The organism is Micromonospora sp. NPDC005174 (genome assembly GCF_040608495.1).
GTDB lineage: Bacteria > Actinomycetota > Actinomycetes > Mycobacteriales > Micromonosporaceae > Micromonospora.
This window is the reverse complement of the sequence record NZ_JBEXIJ010000002.1, coordinates 13,816-30,311: the sequence shown is the minus strand read 5'-3', so window position 1 is coordinate 30,311 and position 16,496 is coordinate 13,816. Positions and strand designations below refer to the sequence as shown.

19 protein-coding genes are annotated in these 16,496 nt (G+C 72.4%); 5 read left to right on the top strand and 14 right to left on the bottom strand.

Features of this window, described 5'->3' with window-relative positions:
• The first annotated feature begins 41 nt into the window (after window positions 1–41).
• A complete protein-coding gene (locus ABZU91_RS02225) occupies window positions 42–1,064 on the top strand; it encodes a LacI family DNA-binding transcriptional regulator (RefSeq protein WP_355233124.1) in 1,023 nt (340 codons plus the stop codon).
• A gap of 139 nt (window positions 1,065–1,203) precedes the next feature.
• Here ABZU91_RS02225 and ABZU91_RS02220 read toward each other — a convergent pair whose 3' ends face one another.
• The 5 genes from ABZU91_RS02220 to ABZU91_RS02200 all read right to left on the bottom strand — a co-directional run bounded on the left by ABZU91_RS02220 (window position 1,204) and on the right by ABZU91_RS02200 (window position 6,194).
• Window positions 1,204–2,028 carry a peptidylprolyl isomerase gene (locus ABZU91_RS02220; RefSeq protein ID WP_355233123.1) on the bottom strand — a complete coding sequence of 275 codons (825 nt, stop codon included), beginning with the start codon at window positions 2,026–2,028 and terminating at the stop codon, window positions 1,204–1,206.
• 40 nt (window positions 2,029–2,068) lie between these two features.
• A complete protein-coding gene (locus ABZU91_RS02215) occupies window positions 2,069–3,358 on the bottom strand; it encodes a D-alanyl-D-alanine carboxypeptidase (protein ID WP_355233122.1) in 1,290 nt (429 codons plus the stop codon).
• A 141-nt stretch (window positions 3,359–3,499) separates the two neighbouring features.
• Window positions 3,500–3,883 carry a protein-tyrosine phosphatase family protein gene (locus ABZU91_RS02210; protein WP_355233670.1) on the bottom strand — a complete coding sequence of 128 codons (384 nt, stop codon included), beginning with the start codon at window positions 3,881–3,883 and terminating at the stop codon, window positions 3,500–3,502.
• Between the two features lie 337 nt (window positions 3,884–4,220).
• A complete protein-coding gene (locus ABZU91_RS02205; protein WP_355233121.1) occupies window positions 4,221–4,805 on the bottom strand; it encodes a hypothetical protein in 585 nt (194 codons plus the stop codon).
• 594 nt (window positions 4,806–5,399) lie between these two features.
• Window positions 5,400–6,194 (bottom strand): DedA family protein, encoded by a 795-nt coding sequence (locus tag ABZU91_RS02200; RefSeq protein ID WP_355233120.1) that lies wholly within the window; start codon window positions 6,192–6,194, stop codon window positions 5,400–5,402.
• An 82-nt stretch (window positions 6,195–6,276) separates the two neighbouring features.
• On the opposite strand from ABZU91_RS02200, the gene ABZU91_RS02195 reads away from it, so the two are divergent.
• The 3 genes from ABZU91_RS02195 to ABZU91_RS02185 are packed head-to-tail and all read left to right on the top strand — an operon-like array spanning window position 6,277 to window position 8,009.
• Window positions 6,277–6,975 carry a carbon-nitrogen hydrolase family protein gene (locus tag ABZU91_RS02195; RefSeq protein ID WP_355233668.1) on the top strand — a complete coding sequence of 233 codons (699 nt, stop codon included), beginning with the start codon at window positions 6,277–6,279 and terminating at the stop codon, window positions 6,973–6,975.
• Between the two features lie 44 nt (window positions 6,976–7,019).
• On the top strand, window positions 7,020–7,463 hold the full coding sequence (locus tag ABZU91_RS02190) for a VOC family protein (protein ID WP_355233119.1): 444 nt from the start codon (window positions 7,020–7,022) through the stop codon (window positions 7,461–7,463).
• A gap of 48 nt (window positions 7,464–7,511) precedes the next feature.
• Window positions 7,512–8,009, top strand: coding sequence for a DinB family protein (locus ABZU91_RS02185; RefSeq protein ID WP_355233118.1), 498 nt, complete (start codon window positions 7,512–7,514; stop codon window positions 8,007–8,009).
• A gap of 60 nt (window positions 8,010–8,069) precedes the next feature.
• On the opposite strand, the gene ABZU91_RS02180 is transcribed toward ABZU91_RS02185, so the two are convergent.
• From ABZU91_RS02180 to ABZU91_RS02160, 5 genes are all read right to left on the bottom strand, one after another.
• A complete protein-coding gene (locus ABZU91_RS02180; protein ID WP_355233117.1) occupies window positions 8,070–8,714 on the bottom strand; it encodes a histidine phosphatase family protein in 645 nt (214 codons plus the stop codon).
• A gap of 60 nt (window positions 8,715–8,774) precedes the next feature.
• Complete coding sequence (locus tag ABZU91_RS02175; protein ID WP_355233116.1) at window positions 8,775–9,650, bottom strand: alpha/beta hydrolase; 876 nt, start codon at window positions 9,648–9,650, stop codon at window positions 8,775–8,777.
• Window positions 9,651–9,690: 40 nt separating this feature from the next.
• Window positions 9,691–11,154 (bottom strand): protein kinase, encoded by a 1,464-nt coding sequence (locus ABZU91_RS02170; RefSeq protein WP_355233115.1) that lies wholly within the window; start codon window positions 11,152–11,154, stop codon window positions 9,691–9,693.
• Between the two features lie 130 nt (window positions 11,155–11,284).
• Window positions 11,285–12,172 (bottom strand): helix-turn-helix transcriptional regulator, encoded by an 888-nt coding sequence (locus ABZU91_RS02165; RefSeq protein WP_355233114.1) that lies wholly within the window; start codon window positions 12,170–12,172, stop codon window positions 11,285–11,287.
• Window positions 12,173–12,310: 138 nt separating this feature from the next.
• Window positions 12,311–12,550, bottom strand: a complete 240-nt coding sequence (locus tag ABZU91_RS02160) for a DUF397 domain-containing protein (protein ID WP_355233113.1) — start codon at window positions 12,548–12,550, stop codon at window positions 12,311–12,313.
• A gap of 269 nt (window positions 12,551–12,819) precedes the next feature.
• On the opposite strand from ABZU91_RS02160, the gene ABZU91_RS02155 reads away from it, so the two are divergent.
• Window positions 12,820–13,467 carry a GGDEF domain-containing protein gene (locus ABZU91_RS02155; protein WP_355233666.1) on the top strand — a complete coding sequence of 216 codons (648 nt, stop codon included), beginning with the start codon at window positions 12,820–12,822 and terminating at the stop codon, window positions 13,465–13,467.
• A gap of 4 nt (window positions 13,468–13,471) precedes the next feature.
• Here ABZU91_RS02155 and rox read toward each other — a convergent pair whose 3' ends face one another.
• The 4 genes from rox to ABZU91_RS02135 all read right to left on the bottom strand — a co-directional run bounded on the left by rox (window position 13,472) and on the right by ABZU91_RS02135 (window position 16,406).
• Entirely contained in the window at window positions 13,472–14,899 is a 1,428-nt protein-coding gene (gene rox, locus ABZU91_RS02150; protein WP_355233112.1) for a rifampin monooxygenase, read from the bottom strand.
• A gap of 143 nt (window positions 14,900–15,042) precedes the next feature.
• Window positions 15,043–15,513, bottom strand: a complete 471-nt coding sequence (locus ABZU91_RS02145; RefSeq protein WP_355233111.1) for a phosphotransferase — start codon at window positions 15,511–15,513, stop codon at window positions 15,043–15,045.
• 91 nt (window positions 15,514–15,604) lie between these two features.
• The gene (locus ABZU91_RS02140) at window positions 15,605–16,078 is read right to left on the bottom strand and encodes an SRPBCC family protein (RefSeq protein ID WP_355233110.1); all 474 of its coding nucleotides are present in this window, start codon (window positions 16,076–16,078) and stop codon (window positions 15,605–15,607) included.
• Window positions 16,062–16,406, bottom strand: a complete 345-nt coding sequence (locus ABZU91_RS02135) for a metalloregulator ArsR/SmtB family transcription factor (protein ID WP_355233109.1) — start codon at window positions 16,404–16,406, stop codon at window positions 16,062–16,064. Before ABZU91_RS02135 ends, ABZU91_RS02140 begins: the two co-directional genes overlap by 17 nt.
• Window positions 16,407–16,496 lie beyond the last annotated feature (90 nt).

Genomic DNA, 16,496 nt, shown 5'->3' with positions numbered 1-16,496 from the left:
CACAAGCGGTCGCCCCTCCCGGAGCGGTGAAGGAGACACGGGTGGACGCGGACGACGGACGCAGGGTGACCATCACCGCGATCGCACGGGAGGCCGGGGTCTCGGTGCCGACCGTGTCACGGGTGCTCAATGGCCGGTCCGATGTGGCCCCGGACACCCGGGAACGCGTCGAGGAGCTGTTGCGCCACCACGGCTACCGACGCCGGAGCAGCCGCAGCGTCCGCCGAGCGGGCCTTGTCGACCTGGTCTTCAACGACCTGGACAGCCCCTGGGCCGTGGAGATCATCCGAGGCGTGGAGGACGTCGGCCACAGCGCCGGCGTCGGCACTGTCGTCTCCGCGATACACCGCCAGCCCACCGCGGCCCGACAGTGGTTGCAGAACCTGCGTACCCGCGCCACCGACGGTGTCATCTTCGTGACGTCGCACCTGAGCCCACCGCTGCACGCCCAACTGCGTCGCCTCAACGTGCCGGTGGTGGTCGTCGACCCGGCCGGCGTCCCGGCCATGGACGTCCCGACGATCGGCGCCACCAACTGGGCTGGCGGGCTCGCCGCCACCGAGCACCTGCTGGCGGTCGGCCACCGCCGGATCGGGTTCGTGGCCGGGCCGACGCATCTGCTGTGCAGCCGGGCCCGCCTGGACGGCTACCGGGCCGGCCTGGAGGCCGCCGGGGTGCCGGTGGACGACAAGCTGATCTACCCGGGCGACTTCTACCACGCCTCCGGCTTCGCCGGCGGCACGGCGCTGCTCGACCTGCCCGACCCGCCGACCGGCATCTTCGCGGCCAGCGACCAGATGGCGTTCGGCGTCTACGAGGCCATCCGCCGTCGTGGACTGCGCGTCCCGGACGACGTCAGCGTGGTGGGCTTCGACGACCTGCCGGAGGCCCGGTGGGCGTCCCCGCCGTTGACCACCGTGCGGCAACCCCTGGTGGAGATGGGCCGGCTCGCGGCGCGGACGGTGCTGCGACTGGCCCAGGGTGAGGGCATCGACTCACCCCGTGTGGAACTCGCCACCGAACTGGTCGTCCGAGACAGCACCACCGAGCCGCCGACCGGGTGACCCTCGTCGTTCCGACGGTCCGAACCGGGTCGGATTCTGGTTCCGCCGATACCGGTCCGGCTTCCGAAAATTGCGGCCCGCGAGCGCGGACACCGGCGGCGCGGTGAGCGACCTCGGGCCGCCCACCGCGCCGAGCGGATCAGTGGTGGTGTGCCCGGACGGCCCGACGGATGGTCACCGGCAGCGCGGGCGCACCGTCGACCGGTGCCGGGTCCTCGGCCGTCGGCGCCACGCCGCCCGCGGCGATCCGGTCCAGCGTGTCCAGCCCGACGGTGTCGACCGTGCCGAAGATCGTGTAGTTGGGGCGCAGCGCCGAGTCGGCGTACACCAGGAAGAACTGGCTGCCGTTGGTGTCCGGCCCGGCGTTGGCCATCGCCAGCACGCCCCGCGCGTAGAGCCGACGTACGCCGGTCGGGTCGGTGGGCGCGGGCGGCAGGTCGGTCGGCAGCTCGTCGCGGTAGCGGTAGCCCGGTCCGCCCTCGCCCGTGCCGGACGGGTCGCCGCACTGCAGGACGCTCAGCGTGGGGTACGCGGTGAGTCGGTGGCACGGGGTGCGGTCGTAGAAACGCTTGCCGACCAGGTGCAGGAAACTCTGCACGGTGCACGGCGCGGCCGCCCGGTCCAGGGTCAGCCCGATCGGCCCCTGGTTGGTGGCGAGGGTCACCCGGACGCTGCCCCGGTCCGGGGTGCGGCGCGGGTCGGGCGGCAACGGCACCGGTCGCGCGGCCGGCTCGTCCGGCGTCTCGGTGTACGCGCACGGGCCGTGCGTCGTGCGCGGCGGGCGGGCGGCGGCGGCAGGCGCGCTCGCCGGATCGTGGGACGCGCTCGGCGCGGCCACCGCGGTAGCCGACGCGCCGACGATCAGCGTTGCGGCGAACGCCGTCACACCGACGAGGCGGTTCAGCGCGCGCACCGACGGGCGGGGTGCCGCCGCGCTGGAGGGCGTTTCGCGTTCACTCGACACAGGGATCCTCCTGAGCTCGTGCTGCCAGAAAGACCGGAGTCTATGGATGCCGGGGCTGGTTGTCGATCTGGCCGGGCAACCGGCGACGGCGGTGCCACAGCAGACCACCCAGCAGGGCCAGCACCGTCGCGCCGCTGAGCGCTACCACCGTCCAGAGCCACCCCGAGCCGGTGCGCGCCGGACCGCTGGCCGCCGCCGGGCGCGGTGGAATGGGCGCGGCCAGCGCGGACGGGGTCGCCGACGGTGTGGCGGTCAGCTCTCCCGGCTCGACCAGGCGGCCGACGCCCGCGTCGCGAGGCAGCGAGAAGCCCCAGTCCAGCAGGGCCGCGCCCTGCTCCCAGCCACGCATCGGAGTCGGCTCGGCACCCAGCAACGTCACCACCAACCGGCGGCCGTTCCGTTCCGCCGCGCCGACGTACGTGTGCCGGGCCAGATCGGTGAAGCCGGTCTTGCCACCCAACGCGCCCGGGTAGCGGTAGATGAGCTGATCGTCGTTCTGGATCTGGAAGCCCTTCGTCCGCTGGGCCGGCTGCGCCGGAATCGTCGCCAGTTCGGTGAGCGCGTACCGGCGGAAGGCCGGCTGGACGAAGCAGGCCCGGGCGATCAGCGCCAGGTCGTACGCGCTGGTGAACTGTCCCTTGCCGTCCAGACCGGACGGGGTGACGGCGTGCGTCTGGAGCGCACCGAGGTCGTGTGCCCGCTGGTTCATGGCGCGCACTCCCCCGGCGGCTCCATCGGGGCCGCCGCCCAGCCGGGCCAGCGCGTTCGCCGCCTCGTTGCCGGAGTTCAGCAACAGTCCCAGCCAGATCGTCTCGATCGTGTAGCGGCCACCCTCGACCAGGCCGACCGCGGAGGAGCCGGGCTCGATGTTCATGTCCGCCTCGGTGACCGTCACCGTCTCGGTCGGGTCGAGCCGGGGCATCATCGTGGCCACCAGCAGCAGCTTCTGGACGCTCGCCGGGGTGCCGTACTCGTGCGGGCCGCAGCCCCCGAGCACCTGACCGGAGTCCAGGTCCGCGACCAGCCACGACGTGGCGGTGATCGCCGGTGGCGCGCCCACACCGGCCGGCACGACCAGGCCGCTCGTCGCCAGCCCGGCGCCCCCGACCACCCGCGCCTCCGGCACGGCGGGCGGGGGTGACGGCCGCGGCGGCCGGGACACCGCCGGCGCCGGCGTCCGTGGGCACCGCACGGCCGGCCCGGCGGCAACCGCACCCGTGGCGGCGGCTTCCGTCGCGGCGACGGGCGTGGGGTCCGCCGCGGCGGCCGTGACCGGCGCGGCAGCGAGCAGGATGGCGGACGCCGTGACCGCCAGCAGCGCAGCTCTCATGTGCCCGACCCTAGACAACAAGATCGCCCGGCGGAGGCTGTTGGCCGCTGGACCATCCGGCGACGGACCGACGGCCCGTTCGGCCGGCCCTACGGTCGGTGCGCGTGCCGGCCCTCTCGCCTGGCCGGGCGACACCTGTGGTCAGACGATGTGGCGCAGCCAGCGCCGCTGCCAGGGCGTCTCGACCGCCTTCGGGTGGTAGCCCGCCCGGACCCACGACACCGCCCGCTCGGCCGGCAAGCCGTCGAGGATCGCCAGCGCGGCCAACGCCGTTCCCGTGCGGCCGACTCCGCCCCGGCAGGCCACCTCCACGCGCTCGCCGTCGCGTGCCCTCCGCAGCGCCGCGCGCAACGCGTCGAGTGCGTCCGCCCGGTCGAGCGGAATCCAGAAGTCGGGCCACCTGATCCGCCGGTGCGGCCAGGCCGGCTCCGGGCCGGGCGCCAACAGCAGCGCGAAGTCGGCCGACGAGGCGGTCGCGGCGATGCGGCGTCCACGCACCACCGTACCGCTCGGCAGGACGAGCATCCCCGACTGCTCCGACCAGGTCTGCGCGGCGGTCACCGGCACATTGTGCCGCGACCGGGGGCAGGCCGTCGTGCCCGGTGGGCACAGAAAAGCGCCGCCCCCGACCACGTGGGTCGGGGGCGGCGCCGGTGTCGGTGTGCAGGTCGCCTCTCGGCGAGTGGCGCGACGCGGCTCCAGCCGAACGGTATTCCGCGAGGGCTATGTAGGTGAGGCCCGGGGACACTGAGTCACACCGACACCGGTTACAACCAGCCGACGCCGCCCGGTGTTCCCGGGTGGGGATGCCGATGGCCGGCACCCCATCGGGTGCCGGCCATCGGTCGGGTCGTGCGATGGGTCAGCTGTTCCAGTACTGGCCAACCAGGTCGGCGGCCTGCTGCTCCCACTGGGCGTACGCGTCGGGGTACGCGGAGACCTGCACGGTCTGCGCGGCGTCGGTCAGCGGCATGTCCTGCCAACCGTCAACCTGCTTGAGGCCCTTGAGGAACGCGGTCGTCGAGTACTCCGGATCGGTGATCTGCTCCGGCGTGCCCCAACCACTGGACGGGCGCTGCTGGAACAGACCCAGCGAGTCGTGGTCGTTCATGTCCCCGAGGTGGCCCAGGTTCTCCAGCTTCGACTCCTGCAGGCTCGTCGCGATCGAGATGACCGCTGCCCGCTCGGGCAGGCCGGCCTTCTTCGTGGCCGCGATGATGGCCTTGGCGTTGGCGGTCTGCTCGTCGTTCAGGTCGATGTGCGACTGCTCGCCCTGGGTGCCGTGCGGGATCAGCTTGCTCGTGTCGGGCTTGTCGGCCTGCACCACGGCGACCGGCCGAGGATCGGTGCTCGGGGCGGCGACATGGGCGATCGGGCCGGCGAAGACACCACCGGCGAACGCGAGACCGGCAACGGACAGCATGCTCTTACGGAAGATCGTGTTCATGGGGGTAGCTCCTTCGGGGGTAGGAAACACCCGCCTCACCACAGGGGAACCGGTGACGCGGATGTGAGCACCTCGTCCGGCGCTGCACATAACACGGGGAGGCTTTCGGGGCGGCGGCCCACGGGCGAGGGTGTCGCTCGGGGCGCCGGGACCGTGTGGAACGACCGCCGGTCCGGGGTCATTCCCGGGCCCTCAGCGGGACCCGGAAGCGGACCCGGGGGCGGGCCTGCGGTCGTTCGGGGGTCTGCAACGACCTGGCCAGGCCGGCCATTCCCATGCCGGTCGAGCGGGCGGGGTGGCCGTGGTCCTGCGATCGTCAGGGTGTGTAACGACCCCGGGGCGGCCACGATTCCGGCCCTGCGGTGCACCCGGTCACACCCAGACCGCCCACAACCGGACACCACGCCCGACGACCATCACCCTCCGGGTGCGGAGGGTGACGATCCGCCCGGGCCGGCCGATACCGCCTGGCCCCGAGTGATGGGGACATTCCGGCCCTAGGGCGTGCCCAGGTAGCGCAGGACCGCGAGGATACGGCGGCTGTAGCCCGTCGTGTGGGCGAGGCCGAGCTTGTCGAAGATGGCAGGCGGCGGGCTAGCTGTACTCGTCCGAGGCCCAGGAGGCACCCCGGTAGAGGGTGCCCCGACCATCGGGATCTGGCGTTGCCGCCGGTGGCGCGTCGCGGCGGGAGAAATCCGAGTCCGATCCGGGCTTTCGGGCGGCGCGACGGGCCCTCAGCACCCGCGAGCCGACGAACCAGGCGACGGCCGCGACGCAGACGACGATCACGACGTTCTGGAGGGTGCCGACGTAGCCCTCGACGAGGTGCCAGTTGTCACCGAGCAGGTAGCCGGCGAGGACGAAGGTGGTGTTCCAGATCAGGCTGCCCAGCGTCGTGTAGAGCAGGAAGGTCCGCACCGGCATCCGCTCCACCCCGGCCGGGATGGAGATCAGGCTCCGGAAGATCGGGATCATCCGGCCGAAGAACACCGCCTTCACGCCGTGCCGGAGAAACCACGCCTCGGTCCGGTCGACGTCGCTGAGCTTCACCAGGGGCAGTCGGGAGACGATGGCGCGCATCCGGTCGCGGCCCAGGGACGCGCCGATCAGGTAGAGCGCCAGCGCGCCCAGCACCGAACCCAGCGTGGTCCAGAAGATCGCGCCGGCCAGGCTGATACGGCCCTGCGCGGCCACGAAGCCGGCCAGCGGCAGGATGACCTCGCTGGGGATCGGCGGAAACAGGTTCTCCAGCGCCACCGCCAGGCCCGCGCCCGGCCCGCCGAGCCGTTCCACCAGATCGCTGACGTAGCCGACGATTCCGCCCTGCGGTGGTTCGGCCGCGGCGGTGGGGGTTCCGGTGGCGAGGACGGCGTGCGACGTTCGAATCATGTCCCCACGCTACGAACCGATCCTGAGAGTCGACCATGAGGCGGACCGTCCGACCCCGCGGGTCGCCCCCACCGGCGGGGGTGTGGAAAACCGCACCCCGCTGCGGCTCGCGGTGGCGCAGCCGCCGTGCGTACCCCTGGATGTCGCGCAGAACGCGCGGGCGCACGCCGACGCGGTCCGCGCGGCGCGCGCCCGGGTGGTGGTCTTTCCGGAGCTCTCCCTGACGGGGTACGAGTTGCGGGGCCCGACCGTGGCGGTGGACGACCCGCGGTTGACGCCGCTGGTCGACGCGTGCGCCGAGGCGGGCACGCTGGCGCTGGCCGGCGCGCCGGTGGCCGGGGACCACATCGGGATGCTGGCGGTGACCGGCGACGGGGTGACCGTGGCGTACCGGAAGATGTGGCTGGGCGGCGTGGAGGCCCAGCGGTTCCGGCCGGGGGACACACCTGGCGTGCTCGATGTGGACGGGTGGCGGATCGGGTTGGCCGTCTGCAGGGACACCGGCGTCGCCGCGCACGCGGCGTCGACGGCGGCGCTCGGAATCGACGTGTACGCCGCAGGCGTGCTGGAGTCGGCCCGGGACGCCTCCGTGCCGGACGAGCGGGCACACCGGATCGCCACGACGCACCGGGTCTGGGTGGCGGTGGCGAGCTTCGCCGGGTCCACCGGCGGCGGCTACACCGAGGCGGCGGGGCGGTCGGCCGTGTGGACGCCGGGAGGTGACGTGGCCGCCCGGGCGGGCACGACGCCGGGCGGGTGGGCGGCGACGACGATCTCCTGAGGACACCCGGACGTCTTGTCGTACCGGTGCGGCAGGATCGGGCCATGAGCGCGATCCCCCCTCGACTGTCGGTGGTCACCCTGGGTGCCCGTGACCTGGGCCGGCTGCGGTCCTTCTACCGCTCCCTGGGCTGGCCCGAGCTGCCGGCCAGCGACGACGGCTGGTCGGCGTTCCTGCTCGGCGGCGTCCTGCTCGCCCTCTATCCGCTGACGGACCTGGCGGCCGAGGCGGCACCTGGCGTCACCGATCCGGCCGGCGGCTGGTCCGGTGTGACGCTGGCCTGCAACGTCGACGGCCGCGCGGAGGTCGACGCGGCTTTCGCGGCGGCCGTCGCGGTGGGTGCGGCGGTCGTGGCGGAGCCGACCGATCGTTCGTGGGGTGGCCGCTCGGCGTACATCGCCGACCCGGAGGGCAACCGGTGGGAGATCGCCTGGGCGGGCACGGCTGTCTTCGACGAACGGGGCGCCCTGGTCTCCTTCGGCGGGTGAGCCGTGCCGTGGTTGCCCCCGGGCGAGGGCCTTGGCATGCTTCGGTCCATGACCATCTTCCCGCCGACCTTCGCCGACGACGTCGTCGATCAGCCAGCCAAGGAGCAGTTCGAGGCCTTCATCGACGAGCACCGCCGCGTTCTGGACGAGGCCCTGGACGGGCTGACCGAGGAGCAGGCACGCCGCTCCCTGGTGCCGTCGCGGACGACGCTGCTGGGTCTGGTGAAGCACGCGGCCTTCGTGGAGAAGGTCTGGTTCGACGAGGCCGTCACGTGCCGGTCGCGCGCCGAGATCGGCATCCCGGCGACGCCGGACGAGTCGTTCATCCTCGACGACGGCGACACGATCGCCGGCGTCCAGCAAGCCCACCGCGAGGCGTGCGAGGCGTCGCGCCGCGCGACGGCGTCGTTGGGCCTGGACGACGTGCTGCGCGGCAACCGACGCGGCCCGCTGCCGCTGCGCTGGGTCTACCTGCACGTGCTGCGGGAGCTGGCACAGCACTGTGGGCACGCGGAGATCCTGCGCGAGCAGATCCTGCGCGACTGACGCGCTCCTGCGCAGGTCGGTGCGGCGGCGGTGCGGCGCCGACCGTCCGAACTGGACGGATCAGAGCGCCAGCCGACCCTGGACGGTGTCGCCGAAGCGGCGCAGGGTCCAGCGGGCCGGCGGCCAGCCGCCGGTGTCGTGGTCGGTGACCCACTCGCTTATCGACGCCGGGGGCACGTCCAGGTCGAACGCCCGGAAGATCGGCTGCGCGGCCAGCGCGTGGAAGGCGCTCTCCACGGTCTCGCTGTGGCCGACCAGGACCACGGTGCCGCCCCGGTGCCGATGCGCGATCTCCATGATCGCGCGGCTGACGCGTACGACCAGTTCGGCCCAGCTCTCGTTGCCGTCCTCGAACGGGCGGAACACTCCCCCACCGGGCACCGCGTGCTCGGTACGGAAGCGGGCGACCGGCAGCCCGTCGGCGTAGGGCGGGGTGTGCCAGGTGCAGAGGCCGCAGTCGGCCAGCGGCCGGACGCCGAACGCCGCGGCGATGGGCTGCGCCGTCTCGACGGCCCGGCGCAGCACGGACGAGTACACCGCCACCGGCCCCTCGACGGCATAGTCGTCGACGAGCCGCTTGGCCAGCCGGTCGGCCTGGTCGTAGCCGAGCGACGTCAGCCCGCGGCACCCGTGCGGGCCGCCCACGATCCCGTCGACCTGGTGGACCGACTCACCGTGACGCACGAAGATCAGCCGTGTTCGCATCGGCCCATCATGCCAGCGACGCCCGCGGACAGATCAGCCGTCCGGACGAGACGACGGCCCTCAACCGGCGTCCAGGACCTCGCGCAGTCGTGCGGCGAACTGCTCGGGCTGGCCCGCGTACCCGAACTCCCCGCCGAGGAAGCCGCCGTGGTGACTCGGGAACACCACGGCCTCCTGGCCGAGCAGCGCCGCCGTGCCAAGAGCCGTACGCGCGGTGTAGGTGCCCGTCGACTCCACGCCGACCGCGATCACGATCCGGGTCGACGCCGCCGTGAGAACGCCCGCGTCGGGGCGGTAGTCGGTGATCGCCCACGAACTCTTGGACAGCAGTGGATTGTCGCGGCTGCCGTCGTCGTCGGTGGGCATGCCGAGCATGGCGGGGTCGGGCGCGGGCTGGGCGAAGTAGGCGTCGGTGAACTCGCCCTGCCACGACGTCATCGCGATGAACGCGGCCATGCCGTGGCCGAAACCCTTCGCCTGGTACGCGTCGTAGAAGCCGGCACGAGCGCGTTCGGCCGCCGTCGCGTCCGGGAGCACCGCGTTGATCGGCGGCTCGTGCGCCACCAGCGTGACGACGTCAGCGGGGTGGGTCGCGACGAGTTCGAGTGCGGTCACCGCGCCGCCGCTGCTGGCGAGCACGTCCACCGGGCCGGCGTCGAGCGCCTCGATGAGCAGGTGCAGGTCGGCCGCCTGCTGCTGCGGCGTGTGGTCGGACCGGCCGTCGGTGCGGACGCTGCGGCCGAGACCGCGCGGGTCGTACGTGACGACGGTCCGGTCCGTGAAGTGCGGGGCGAGCGCGTCGAAGCCCTCCGCCGTCATCGGCTGACCGATCATGAGCAGCGCGGGACGCCCGTCGGCCGGGGGCAGCGGACCGCGGACGTCGTAGACCAGGTCGACGCCGGGTACGGCAAGGTGGTGCGTCTGCTTCGTCGTCATTCGGGTGAGACTACGACGGGTGGGACCACGACAGATGCCCTCAGTCGTCGGCGTGTCCGGCGGACAGCCCACGGGTCTGGTATAGCAGCGCGTCGAGCTGGGCCCCGATCTGCTGCGGCAGCCGGTTACGGTCCACCAGTTCGGTGATCGTGCGCCGCAGGTCGGCGATACGCCGCTCGCGGTCCCGGGACCGTCGGTTCACGTCGGCGAGATCGTCGCGAAGGTCCTCGGCGGTCCTGCGGTCGACGTCGCCGCGGGCCACCGCCGCGGCGAGCACCTGCGTGAACTCGTCGCTGACCTGCTGGAAGCTGACCGGTACCTGCTGGCCGACGGTGGACGGGGCGGCGCTGCTGACCCTGGGCGACGGGGAGGCCGGCGGCGTCGGCTTCGGTGATTGCGTGCGGGGCGGTGGCGCCGGTGTGGAGCGCGACGGCGACGCCGCGACGGACCCGGGGCCGGGGGTGTCGGGCGCCCCGAAGCCCTGCGTGAGCAGCGCGCCGAGGCCCACCAGCACGGCGAGGCCGGCCGCCACGACGAGCGCCAGGGGCCGGCGCGAGCGGCGTCGGGCCGGCGTGGCCGCTACCGGTGCCGGGCGGGCGGCCGAGCGGTCGATCAGGGTGGGCGGATGGGCCGCCGGTGTCGGCGGGACGATTCGCAGCAGCTCGGTGGGTGGCTCGACGGGCTGACCCGCGCCGAACCGGCGGGCGAGTTGCGCCGCGCTGGGCCGTCTGCCCGGGTCGGCGGCAAGGCAGGCGAGGGTCAGCTCGGCGATGTCGGCGGGCAGGCCGGTCACGCGCAGCGGCGGCACCGGTGTGCCGCGCCGGTGCACCTCGAGGGCGTCCTCCCAGCTCTGCACGGGCAGCGGCGCCGCCCCGGTGAGCGTGCGGTAGAGCAGCGCGCCGAGGGCGTACACGTCGCTGGCCGGGTCGGGCGGGCCGGCGGCGAGACGTTCCGGGGCGAAGTAGGCGGGTGTGCCCATCAGCGGCTCGCCGGACTGGCTGTCGAGCCCACCGAGCGCGGCGATGCCGAAGTCGAGCACCTTGGCACCGGTGTCGGTGAGCATGACGTTGCCCGGTTTCACGTCGCGGTGCACCACCCCGATGCGGTGCGCGGCGGCCAGCGCGGCGGCGATGTGCCCGGCCACACGCACCGCCTCCGGCCAGGGCAGCGGGCCGGAGCGCAGCCGGTCGGCCAGGTTGTGGCCCTCGACCAGCTCCATCACCAGGTACGGGACGACGACGCCATCGGCCAGGGTCGCCTCGGCGTAGTCGTACACCTGGGTGACGTGTGGGTGGGTCAGCCGGGCGGCCGCGCGGGCCTCGCGCTGGATGGTGGCCCGCAGGTGCGGGTCGGCGGCGAGCTGTCCGGCGAGCACCTTGATCGCCACCGGACGGCCGAGGACCTCGTCGTCGGCCCGCCACACCTCGGACATGCCGCCGAGACCGATCCGCTCGTGCAGGACGTAGCGGTCGTGGAGGCGGAGGGTGGGCGTGAAGGGTGACATGGCCAGACCAGTCTGCCTGGTCAGAAGCAACTCGACCACTCTGCGTGCCCGGACCAGCACTGTTCGTCCCCGAAGTGCCGGAATGGGCGGTGATCCCCTCCCCGACGAACCCGCGAGCCTCCGGCCATGCTCAGTGCGGGTAGGTCTCCTCCAGCAGCCGACCCAGGATCTCCGGCGTACGCTCCGGCGGCTCGGCCTCGACGCACAGCCGCTCCATGGCCACGGCGTAGTTGTCGAGGTCGTCGCGCTTGTCCAGGTAGAGGGCGCTGGTCAACTGCTCGATGTAGACGATGTCGGGCAGCTCCTGGTCACCGAAGCGCAGGATGGTGAAGGCGCCGCCCGCCGCCGCGTGACCACCGGCGGCGAAGGGGATGACCTGGAGTCGGATGGTAGGCGACTTGGTCGCCTCGATGAGTGCGGTGAGCTGGCCCCGCATCACCTCGGACCCGCCGATCGGACGGCGCAGCGCCGCCTCGTCCACCACGGCCCAGAGCAGCGGAGGGTTGTCCCGGTGCAACAGTTGCTGGCGCTGCATCCGCAATGCCACCCGGCGGTCGATCTCGGCGGCGCCGGCCGCGCCGTGCCCGAGCAGCACGACCGCCCGGGCGTACTCCCGGGTCTGCAACAGGCCGGGGACGAACTGCACCTCGTAGCTGCGGATCAACGCCGCTGCGGCTTCCAGGCCCAGGTACGACTGGAACCAGCTCGGCAGCACGTCGCCGTACCGGTGCCACCAGCCGGGGCTGTTGGCGTCCCGCGCGAGCTTGAGCAGCGCCTCGCGCTCTTTTTCGTCGCTGACGCCGTAGAGGGTGAGCAGGTCGGCGACGTCGCGTTCCTTGAAGCCGACCCGGCCCAGCTCCATGCGACTGATCTTCGACTCGGAGGAGCGGATCTCCCACCCGGCGCCCTCCCGGGTCACACCGCTGGACTCCCGCAGCCGACGTAGCTGGGCGCCGAGCAGGATGCGCAGCACCGTGGGCCCGGTTGTCGGGCCGCCCTCGGCGGGAACCATCGTCACGTGCGGACCTCCGGATACCGACGACGCGATCGGGCACCGAGCCCGACCGACGTGTAAGCATGCCATGGACCGACAGTGAGGTGAACTCCTCCGGACCGGCGATTCAGTCCCATCGCCGGGACACCCCTGCGCGACCGGTCAGTCGATCAGGTGATCGAAGTCCCCGTCCCGGGCCCCGAGGACGAAGGCGGCGATTTCGTCCACTGTGTAGATCAGCGCCGGCCCCTCCGGGTGACGCGAGTTGCGGACGGCGATGCCGGCGCCCCCGGGCAGTTCGGCGAGTTCGACACAGTTGCCGCTCGGGTTGCTGCGGCGGCTCTTCTGCCAGCTCAACGGGGGCAACTGAGTAATCGGAACGCCATTGGGTGGCTGCTGCATGGGAGGCGTCTTTCTGCTCACGAGCCCGCCGGTGGCCGTGGGAGGAGCGGTGACGGCGAGGGGTGCGGTATCAACATTGGGCCGTGCTGCACGTGCATCTGCTATTGCATCTGCACTTGATCGCGAGCATGATAACGCACGTGTTCGGTGCTTATCCGTTCACTTTGCGTTACCCCGAGCGGGGTGACGACCAGGGAAAACTGGCCCTGACGCGGCACGCGCGCCGCGTGGACCGAAGGCGGGAGGCGGTCGCGGCGATGGGAGGACTCCTGCCGGATCCGATGAGCGTCGCCTCCGGCGTCTGTGCGGCGGGGGCTCTGCTCTCCTCCTGGCAACTGCGCCGCCGCGCCGTGCGGGCCGAGGCCGAGATAGAGCACCTCCAGGCCGAACTGGCCGCCGAACGGCACGCCGCCAGCCACGACCCGCTCACCGGTCTGCCCAACCGGCGTGCCTTCTACCGCCTCGCGGCCGCCCTGCTCACCAACGCCGACGGCCAGCCGCTGATCGCGATCGTGCTCGACCTCGACGACTTCAAGCAGATCAACGACCGGTACGGGCACGCCGCCGGCGACCAGGTGCTGATCAGCGTCGCCGAACGACTGGCCGGGTTCGCCGGCGACAACCTCGTCGCCCGCCTCGGCGGCGACGAGTTCGCGGGGCTGCTCGCCAGCCCGACCGTCGACCGACGCTGGATCGAGCACGCCACCCGACGCCTCAGCGAGACCGTTGCCGCACCGATTCGCCTGAGTGGGTGCAGCGTCCGGGTGACCGCGTCGGTGGGACTCGCCCCGGTGAGCGGCCCGGCCCAGCTCACCGACGCGCTCAGCCGCGCCGACGCGGCCATGTACCAGGCGAAGAGCCTCTCCGGCCCGCGGGCGCCGCGCCAACTCGTCGACAGCGCCCGCTTCGGGGAGTAACGACTCAGGTGGCGCTCGCGCCGAACCACCGGCGCAGAGGTCCCATCAGGTCGGCCTGCTCGTCACCGACCCACGCGACGTGTCCGTCGGGGCGCAGCAGCACTGCGGGTACGTCCAGCTCGTCGCCGACGTCGACGACGTGGTCGACCCGATCCGTCCACCCGGCGGCCGAGAGTCGACCCGTCCCGTCGAGCAGCAGCCCCCGGCCGGCGCGCATCAGTTCGTAGAGACGTCCCCGCGTGAGCCGCACGTCCCGCAGGTGCCGGCCGAGCAGTTCGTGACCCGCGCCGAAGTCGTAGCGGACCCCGATCGCGGTGACCTTCTCGATCAGGTACCGGTTCACGTCCTCGAAGTCCATCAGCTCCGACAGGAGGTGGCGTACCGCCTGCGGTCCCGGGTCGGGTGACAGCAGGAACATCTGCGCACGGGTGTTGACGAGGACGTCCGCGGCCACCGGGTGCCGCTCGGCGTGGTAACTGTCCAGCAGCCCGTCGGGCGCCCAACCGTTGACCTCGGCGGCCAGTTTCCAACCGAGGTTGACCGCGTCCTGGATGCCGAGGTTCAGGCCCTGCCCGCCGGTCGGTGGGTGGATGTGCGCGGCGTCGCCGGCCAGCAGCACCCGGCCGACCCGGTAGCGCTCGGCCAACCGGGTGGCGTCGCCGAAGCGGGAGAGCCAACGCGGCGAGTGCACGCCGAAGTCGGTGCCCGCGTACGCCCGCAGTTGCTGTCGGAACTCCTCGATGGTCGGCGGGACCGTGCGGTCCTCGGCAACCCCCTCGGCGGGCACGAGGACCCGGTACACGCCGTCCCCGAGCGGCCCGAGGCCGAATCGGAGGTGGGTCCTGCGGACCTCGGCCACCACGTCGGCCACCGTCTGCGGGGGTACGCCCACCTCCATCTCGCCCAGGAGCGAGTCGACCCGGCTGGGTTCGCCGGGGAAGCCGACACCGAGCAGTCGACGGACCGTGCTCCGACCGCCGTCGCAGCCGACGAGGTAGCGCGACCGCAACCGCGTCCCGTCGGCCAGCTCCACCGCCACCCCGTCGTCGTCCTGGCGCAGTCCGACCACCTCGCCGCCCCGCCGGACCTCGACGCCGACCTCGACGGCGTGCTCGGCCAGGAGGCGGTCGGTGACGGTCTGCGGGATGCCGAGGACGTACGCGTGCGCGCTGTCGAGGCCACTCGGCGGCGGCTTGGGGATCGCGGCGAAGTAACCCCCGAGCGGGTGCCGCGTACCCAGGGCGAGGAAACGCTCCAGCAGACCGCGCTGGTCCATCACCTCGATGCTGCGCGCGTGCAGGCCGAGCGAACGGACGTGACGGGTCGGCTCGGTGTCCTTCTCCACCACCACCACGTGCACGTCGTGCAGCCGCAGCTCACCGGCGAGCATCAGACCGGTCGGTCCGCCGCCGACAATGATGACATCGATCACGATATCCCCCGATTTTTCCAGGTTTGGGCTTCGGGTGGAGATTCTGCGGCACGACGGGGGTCTTGCCGCAAGACCCCCGGTGCGATATACGTTAGAAGTGGCAGGGAGTTCGATCTCCCTGCCTGTGTCGTTTCTGGAGCCTCTCAGGCTGGGTTACGCAGCGCGGTGTCGGCGAGGGTGACCAGGCCGACCGGCGACACGAGACCACTGACGATCCGGGCGGCCGTCGCGCGATCGTAAGGGCTACCGGTGGGGTCCAACGCCTGGCGGGTCCAGTCGCTGAGGTCGTCGAGCGCGCGTACCGCGAGGAACCAGGCCAGCCGCGCCGCCTCGATGTCGACCGCGCCGTACCCGGCGAGCACGGCCCGCTCCTGCTCGGGGGTGATCGGCGCGAAGGCGAGCACCCCGCCCACGACGACCATCAGGTCACACTCGCGCGGGGCGAGCACGGCGTCGTCCCAGTCGACCAACCAGACCTCGTCGTCCGGGCCGAGCAACACGTTGCCCAGATGGGGATCGCCGTGGCAGACCACCACCGGCCCCGCCCGGTCACCGGCGAGCCGTTGGACTCCATCGAGCAGGGTGGACACCCGGTCGGCGTTCGCCGCCCCCACTCCTGCCCCCCCACCCGTGTTGATCAAAAGGTTCGCGTCACGATCGGCTCGTATTCTGACGCGAACCTCTTGATCAGCGCGGTCTCGTCCGTCAGCGCAGGGTCGACAGGTGGCGGTCGAGGGCCGCGTACGACTCGGCGGTGCCCTGCGCCATGCCGGTCTCGACCATGCCGTCGCGTTGGGCGGCGGTATCGAAGCGGGTGGTGCTGGTGAGCAGCGTGCCGCCGTCCTGCTCGGTGAAGACAAGCGTCTCCACCGCCACCTGGCCGGGCATGCCCTCGAACTCGAAGGTCTGCACGATCCGCTCCGGCGCGGCGATCTGCCGGAACTCACCCCGGAAGGCGTAGTCGTTGCCGTCCGGGGCGTGCTCGACGATGCGGTAGCGGCCACCCTCGCGGAAGTCGATCTCGACGTCCGCCGGATTGCCCCGACACCACCAGTGCTTGAGGTGCTCGGCCTTGGTGTGCGCGGCGAAGACGAGGTCTCGCGGGGCGTCGAACGAACGGACCATCGTGATGTCCCGCTCGGAGGACACGTCGACCGTCAGGTCACGGGTCTCGGTCATGGCTGGTCTCCTTCAGGTCGTGTAGATAGTCGTCGAGGGCGTCGTAGCGCTCGGCCCAGAGCTGGCGGTACTGGTCGACCCACTCAGCGGCGGTGCGCAGCGGCGTCGGATCGAGGCGGCACCGCCGCCACTGGGCGTCGCGGGTCCGCACGATCAGCCCGGCACGCTCCAGCACGCCCAGGTGCTTGGAGATGGCCTGGAGGCTGATCGGAAATGGCGCCGCCAGTTCGTTGACCGTCGCCTCACCGGCGGCGAGCCGGGCCAGGATGGCGCGGCGGGTCGGGTCGGCGAGCGCGCCGAACACGGCGCTGACCGGGTCCGCTGTCATGTCGCTTTCAACCACCTAGCTAATTAACCGGTAGGTTGAATCTACAGCTCGAACGCCGACTGTCAACGGTTCCACCGGAACAAGACCGTG